Source organism: Actinoplanes sp. NPDC051633, from assembly GCF_040681735.1.
Taxonomy (GTDB): Bacteria; Actinomycetota; Actinomycetes; order Mycobacteriales; family Micromonosporaceae; genus Actinoplanes.
This window is the reverse complement of sequence record NZ_JBFAZH010000423.1, coordinates 1-6,010: the sequence shown is the minus strand read 5'-3', so window position 1 is coordinate 6,010 and position 6,010 is coordinate 1. Positions and strand designations below refer to the sequence as shown.

The window sequence follows — 6,010 nt, the reverse complement described above, 5'->3', positions numbered from 1 at the left end:
AAGAAATCCCGACAATCAAAAGAAATTGCCAGAGAAAAAACTACTCATGGCACTGGCTTATCAATAGCACCCTGTTGAGTTCTCAAAGAACAACCGTTTCCCCGCGACTTCCGGGGCACTCGCTCAAACTTACCCGCGCTATTTCGCCTCGTCAAATCGAGGTGCTTTTCGCTCGGGCTCCCCGTTTTCAATCCGGGCGCGACGTTGTCACGCTCAGATCTTTCGGGGTTTGGCAGGACGTCCGCTTCCGCGTCCGTTTCCCTGCCGGCTCGAAGAACCTTACCCGGTCGGCTCCGCGCCGCCAAATCGGCCCCCCGTCAAGGGGACCGGGCCCGCACCGCCCGATGGCTCCGAGGTTTTCAACGACCTCATCTGCCGGGTTCTTCCCGCGCGGGTCAAGATTTCTCCCGGCCACTCCGGGACAGCAGCCCCGGGCGCGAGGAGCAAAGTTACGTGCCGCCGCGGGCTCCTGGCAAGTGCCGCGGCGGCGACGTGGATCACACCAGCTCGACGCCGGCGAACGTGCGCTTTCCCTTGCGCAGCACCAGGAACCGGCCGTGCAGCAGGGCGGTGTCCGGCACGGCGGCGTCGGCGTCGGTCACCCGTTCGTTGTTCAGGTACGCGCCACCCTCGGCCACCGTCCGCCGCGCGTCCCCGCCGCTCTTCGCCAGCCCGGACTGCTGCAGCAGCTGGCCGACGGTCGGCAGCGGCGCGGTCACCCGGGTCAGCCCGGCCTCGGACAGCGCGGCCCGGAGCACCGCGGCGGACAGCTCCTCGAGTGACCCCCGGCCGAACAGCGCCTGGGACGCGGCCACCGCCTGGTCGGCCTCCTCCTGGCCGTGCAGGAGCGCCGTCAGCTCGTACGCCAGTGCTCGTTGCGCCAGCCGGGCCTGCGGCCGCTCCGCGGTCGCCTTCTCCAGCTCCTCGATCTCCTCGCGGCTTTTGAAGCTGAAGTACCGCAGGTAGTTGTTGACGTCGCGGTCGTCGGCGTTGATCCAGAACTGGTAGAACGCGTACGGCGAGGTCATCTCGGGGTCGAGCCAGATGCTGCCGCCCTCGCTCTTGCCGAACTTCGTGCCGTCGGCCTTGACCACCAGCGGCGTCGTGAACGCGTGCACCGGCCCGGCCCCCCGCCGGCGGATGAAGTCCACCCCGGCGGTGATGTTGCCCCACTGGTCTGAGCCGCCGAACTGCAGCACGCACCCGTGCCGCCGGTGCAGCTCGTGGTAGTCGTTGGCCTGCAGGAGCTGGTAGCTGAACTCGGTGAAGCTGATGCCGCTCTCGAGCCGGTTGCGCACCACGTCGCGGGCCAGCATCTTGTTGACCGGGAAGTGCTTGCCGACGTCACGCAGGAACTCGATGACCGACGTCGGACCGGTCCAGTCGAGGTTGTTCACCAGCGTGGCGGCGTTGTCACCCTCGTACGTGACGAACGGCGCGACCTGATCGCGGATCCGCTGCACCCAGGCCGCGACCACCTCGGGCGGGTTGAGCGTGCGCTCGCTGGACTCCTTCGGGTCACCGATCTGCCCGGTCGCGCCGCCGACCAGCAGCAGCGGCCGGTGACCCGCCTGCTGGAGGCGGCGAGCGGTGACGACCTGCATGAAGTTGCCGGCGTGCAGCGAGGGCGCGGTCGGGTCGAAACCCACATAGAACGTGATCGAAGCACCGTCGAGCGCTTTCCGGAGCTCATCCGGGTCGGTCGAGTCTTGGATCAGGCCACGCCACAGCAGGTCGTCTACGAGAGTCACCGGTGAATTGTCGCGCACGAGCGACCCGGGCAAAAAGCGGGTTAGATGAGCCCATGGCGAGGCTGGACAAGGTCGACCTGTCGAAGACCCTCTCGAAGAAGAAGGCCGAGGAGCGCTTGGCCGCCGCGCAGCAGAAGCTGCTGCGACAGCGGCTGACGCTCGGCGGGCAGACCGGTGCGGGCAAGCTCGGCCCGCCGCTGTGCATCGTCTTCGAGGGGTGGGACGCCTCCGGCAAGGGCGGCGCGATCAAACGGCTGGTGGCGCCGCTCGACCCGCGGCACGTCCGGGTCTCGCAGTTCGCCGCCCCGACCTACGACGAGAAGCGCCACCACTTCCTGCAGCGGTTCTGGAAGGTGCTGCCGGGCTGGGGCGGGATGGCCGTGCTGGACCGGTCCTGGTACGGCCGGGTGCTGGTCGAGCGCGTCGAGGGGTTCGCGACCAAGGAGCAGTGGCGCCGCGCGTACCAGGAGATCGAGGAGTTCGAACGGACCCTGACCGCCGAGGGCATGATCCTGATCAAGTTCTGGATGCACGTCTCGATGGAGGAGCAGCTGCGGCGTTTCGAGGACCGCCGCAAGGATCCGCTGCGGGCGTGGAAGCTGACCGACGAGGACTGGCGCAACCGGGAGAAGCGCCCGGACTACGAGGCCGCGGTCGAGGAGATGCTCGAGCGCACCGACCGGCCGAACGCGCCGTGGTCCGTCATCGCCGGCGACGACAAGAGGTACGCCCGCGCGAAGGTCATCGAGAGGGTCTGCCACACCCTGGAGAAGAAGATCGAGCCCTAGCCCGGCTGGTACGCGGGCAGGTTCAGCAGCTTGCGGATCGCGGCCTGGACGTCGTCGGCGGGCGGCCGGGCATCCACGTCGAAGACGTTCTCCTTGCGCCGGAAGAGGTCGAGCACCGGCCGGGTCTTCTGGTGGTACTCCCGCAGCCGGGCGTCGAGCGCCTCCGGGGTGTCGTCGTCGCGGGTGATGAGCTGATGCCCGCAGATGTCGCAGCGCCCCTCCACCTCGGGCCGGTCGGCGATCAGGTTGTAGTCCATGCCGCAGTTGGGGCAGAGCCGCCGGCTGAGCACCCGCCGGCGCACCTCGTCGTCCGGGATCTCGAGGTGGATGACCGCGTCGATGTCGTAGCTCTCCATGAAGAACGCGGCCTGCCGGGCGTTGCGCGGAAAGCCGTCGATCACGAAGCCGTAGTTCCAGTCGTGCTGGTCGAGGCGGCCGCGCACCACTGCCTCGACGTCGTCGTCGCCGATCAGCGCGCCGGCGCCCATCGCCCGCTTGACCTGGGCGCCGAGCTTCGTGTGGTTCTGCACGTGCCAGCGGAACAGGTCGCCGACGCCGATGTGCACCATGTCGAGGTCGGAGCAGAGCAACTCGCTCTGGGTGCCCTTGCCGCTGCCCTGTACGCCCATCATCACGTACTTACGCATCTGCGGCTCCCATCCGGATCGGCCCGGGCGCCGGCCGCCCGTCCAGCGTGGTCGGGTCGATGCTCCAGGCGGCCGCCACCGCGAAGACGTCCTGTTCCGCGACCAGCACCGTCGTGTCCTCGTCGTAGGCGGTGAGCGGCTCGGCCGGGTCGGGGTCACCGAACCAGGACGTGACCTCCCCGGTCTGCCCGACATACCCGAACGCCCGGATCAGCAATCCGCCGGCGGCCTTCTGCCACCGGTGCCACTCGCTCACCCGGTGCGTTGCGAAGAACTGCACCTCGGCGTCCAACGTGGCCGACAGACCGGGCAGATCCAGCGGGGCCTGCATGAGATAGCGCCCCACCGCGAGCGTCCAGCCGTCGATCGGCGGCGTCACGGCCACCCGGTCGTCGCTGAGGTGGGCCAGGTCGATGCCGTCACGCCAGCGGACTGTGCCGAGGTCGCGCAGGCCGAGCGCGGCCAAGATCGCCGCCGAGCCGGCCGAGCTCGTCTCGGGGTCGCCCGCACGCACCGCCAACCACGCCTGTTTACCGCCGAAACCCACCATGACGTCCGTTTCCATGACGTCAAAGTTAGCCGTCACCGCCAGCCGTACTCCTGCCGAAGCTCGCCGGCCACCCGTTCGAAGCGGTCCTGTTCGAGCACGGCGCCCTCGCGGCGGATGCCGTCCTCGTCGACCTCGAGCACGCGGTCCAGCCGGACCCAGCTCGGCCGGCCGTCGCGGTCCCAGGAGCCGGGACCGAGCGCGAGCCAGTTGCGCTGGCCGTCGCGGTCACTCTGTGAGGAGAGCATCAGGCCGAGGAGGGTACGGCCGTCGCGGCCGACCACCAGCACCGGCCGGTCCTTGCCCTGGTCCGGGTCCTCCTCGTACTTCACCCAGGTCCAAACGATCTCACCCGGGTCGGCGGCGCCGTCGAGGTCGGGGGCGTACTCGAGGCGCCGCCCGGCGCGGTCGAGCGTCGCCACGAACCTCTTCAAGATGTTGGCCACCGACGCACTCTACGGTGCGGAACCGCCGCAGAGCCGCCGCAGAGCCGCCGCGACCGCCGCCGGATCGGTGAGCATCGACAGGTGGTGGTCGACGTGCTCGGCCACCGGCAGGCCCGCCTTGCGGGCCGCCGCCGCGTCGTCGCGGTAGCCCTCGCTGAGCAGCAGGTAGCTCGCCGGGCCGTTCCAGACGTCGGCCGACGCCTTCTCCTCGAAGTAGCTGAACGGCAGGCGCGGCAGCTCCGCCACGAACCGGCCGCGCATCTCGTCGTCCGGCAACAGCGAAGCCACCGCCGCCGGGTCGAACCACTCGTTCCACGGCGGCAGCACGCCGTCGCGGGCGATGCCGCGCAACCGGTCCACGAGGCCGGCCGGCGCGTTCTCGATCCAGCTCTCCCCCGGGTGCGGCAGCACCGAGTCGACGTAGATCAGAGCATCGACCGGCTGCCGGACCGCGCGGGCGATGCGCGGCAGCAGCGGCCCGGCGCCGCTGTGCCCGGCCAGCACGACCGGGTCGTCGCCGTCCAGCTGAGCGGCCACCAGGGATGCGACCGAGGCGTGCGTGACCGCGCCGGACAGGTCGGGGGCGACGGCGTCCGGCAGGAGCGCCGCCACCGCCCGCCAGGTGAGTGGTCCGACAAGAGGGCTGTGCAGCAGGACGAGCGTCACCGCGCCAGCCTAAGCGTCAGCCGACGAAGTCCTGGGTGAACCAGACCAGGCCCTTGCTGTCGCGGACGACCGACAGGCCGACCTTCGTGAAGCTCCTGTTCAGCAGGTTCTTGCGGTGGCCGTCGTTCGGCGGCTTCTCGGCCAGCATGTTGTCGGTCAGCCCGTTCGCCGCGCGCACCTGGGCGCTCGTGCTGGAGCCGGCCGAGCTGAAGCCGATGTTCTCGCCCGCGGTCCGGAACGAGACGCCCTGGTCGCCGAAGCGATCCAGGCCCTTCTCGCCGGGGCACTGGTGGCTCAGCCCGCAGCCGTTGATCATCTTCTGGTTGTGCAGGGCGGCCGCGCGGGACAGGTTGCTGTCCAGCCGCAGGGCGTTCAGGCCCTCGTCGGCCCGGGCGGCGTTGATGTGGGCGAGCACCTGGCTGACGATGCTGCCGCTGGTCGGCGGCGCGGTGGTCGGCTTGGGCTTGGGCTTGGGCTTCGGCTTGGGATTCGGTGCCTTGCTGGTGGCCTTCGGCTTGGGGGTGGCCGAGGTCGGTGCCGTGGTGGGTGCGGTGGTGGGCGGAGTGGACTCGTCGTCGCTGGGCAGCAGGCCCAGGTCGCCGTTCGGACCGGGCGCCACGGGCGCGTCGAACGGCGCCGCCACCTCGCGGGGAGTCGAGGGGCCCGCGCCTTCGGCGGCATGGCTACGCAGTCCGGCGACGGTGAAGCCGGCTCCGATCACCACCGCGGTGGCACCGGCCACCATCGTGTATCGGAAGCGGGCAGCGGCGGACATGGACACAGTGGGGATCGCTTTCGGCAGGGTGGGGATGAGCGACCTCACTATGCGCGGTGGATCAACCGGCGCGGCGCACCTTTAAGAAGCCCTAAGAATCGAGACAGACAGATCTAAGGGCAGGTGCGACGGGTACGAACGACGCGCGCGCGTCGCCGCCCGGTGCGATGATCGCCGGATGACCTACGTCGCCGCTGAGAACCGCTATGCCGGATCCATGAAGTACCGCCGCACCGGGCGGTCCGGGCTCGACCTGCCGGCGCTGTCGCTCGGCTTCTGGCACAACTTCGGCGACGACCGGCCGTTCGAGCAGCAGCGCGCGATCACCCGCCGCGCGTTCGATCTGGGCAACACCTGAAAGAATTACATCTGCTAGTAATAAATTTTTGG

7 protein-coding genes and 1 pseudogene are annotated in these 6,010 nt (G+C 69.4%); 2 read left to right on the top strand and 6 right to left on the bottom strand.

Annotation, left to right across the window (positions count from 1 at the left end):
- Positions 1–497: 497 nt before the first annotated feature.
- Positions 498–1,751, bottom strand: coding sequence for a tyrosine--tRNA ligase (gene tyrS / locus AB0M20_RS22580; protein WP_364301127.1), 1,254 nt, complete (start codon positions 1,749–1,751; stop codon positions 498–500).
- A gap of 53 nt (positions 1,752–1,804) precedes the next feature.
- Here tyrS and AB0M20_RS22575 point away from each other — a divergent pair, with 53 nt between their 5' ends.
- Positions 1,805–2,539, top strand: a complete 735-nt coding sequence (locus AB0M20_RS22575; protein WP_364301125.1) for a UDP-galactose-lipid carrier transferase — start codon at positions 1,805–1,807, stop codon at positions 2,537–2,539.
- On the opposite strand, the gene AB0M20_RS22570 is transcribed toward AB0M20_RS22575, so the two are convergent.
- Genes AB0M20_RS22570 through AB0M20_RS22550 form a run of 5 tightly spaced genes read right to left on the bottom strand, consistent with a single transcriptional unit; the run spans position 2,536 to position 5,620 of the window.
- A complete protein-coding gene (locus AB0M20_RS22570; protein ID WP_364301123.1) occupies positions 2,536–3,186 on the bottom strand; it encodes a nucleoside monophosphate kinase in 651 nt (216 codons plus the stop codon). The two genes, AB0M20_RS22575 and AB0M20_RS22570, sit on opposite strands and share 4 nt — an antisense overlap.
- Complete coding sequence (locus AB0M20_RS22565) at positions 3,179–3,751, bottom strand: hypothetical protein (protein ID WP_364301121.1); 573 nt, start codon at positions 3,749–3,751, stop codon at positions 3,179–3,181. The genes AB0M20_RS22570 and AB0M20_RS22565 overlap by 8 nt, the downstream gene beginning before the upstream one ends.
- Positions 3,752–3,768: 17 nt before the next feature.
- A complete protein-coding gene (locus AB0M20_RS22560; RefSeq protein WP_364301119.1) occupies positions 3,769–4,179 on the bottom strand; it encodes a type II toxin-antitoxin system PemK/MazF family toxin in 411 nt (136 codons plus the stop codon).
- A gap of 9 nt (positions 4,180–4,188) precedes the next feature.
- Positions 4,189–4,845: an alpha/beta fold hydrolase gene (locus tag AB0M20_RS22555; protein ID WP_364301117.1), complete on the bottom strand. Its 657-nt coding sequence runs from the start codon at positions 4,843–4,845 to the stop codon at positions 4,189–4,191.
- A gap of 16 nt (positions 4,846–4,861) precedes the next feature.
- Positions 4,862–5,620 (bottom strand): CAP domain-containing protein, encoded by a 759-nt coding sequence (locus AB0M20_RS22550; protein WP_364301115.1) that lies wholly within the window; start codon positions 5,618–5,620, stop codon positions 4,862–4,864.
- 178 nt (positions 5,621–5,798) lie between these two features.
- On the opposite strand from AB0M20_RS22550, the pseudogene AB0M20_RS22545 reads away from it, so the two are divergent.
- Positions 5,799–5,975 (top strand): annotated as a pseudogene (locus tag AB0M20_RS22545) (aldo/keto reductase); the annotation flags it as partial.
- Positions 5,976–6,010 lie beyond the last annotated feature (35 nt).

Coding starts and splice junctions, on each gene's coding strand:
- AB0M20_RS22575 (WP_364301125.1), top strand. CDS start 1,805: ATGGCGAGGCTGGACAAGGTCGACCTGTCGAAGACCCTCTCGAAGAAG.
- AB0M20_RS22570 (WP_364301123.1), bottom strand. CDS start 3,186: ATGCGTAAGTACGTGATGATGGGCGTACAGGGCAGCGGCAAGGGCACC.
- AB0M20_RS22565 (WP_364301121.1), bottom strand. CDS start 3,751: ATGGAAACGGACGTCATGGTGGGTTTCGGCGGTAAACAGGCGTGGTTG.
- AB0M20_RS22550 (WP_364301115.1), bottom strand. CDS start 5,620: ATGTCCGCCGCTGCCCGCTTCCGATACACGATGGTGGCCGGTGCCACC.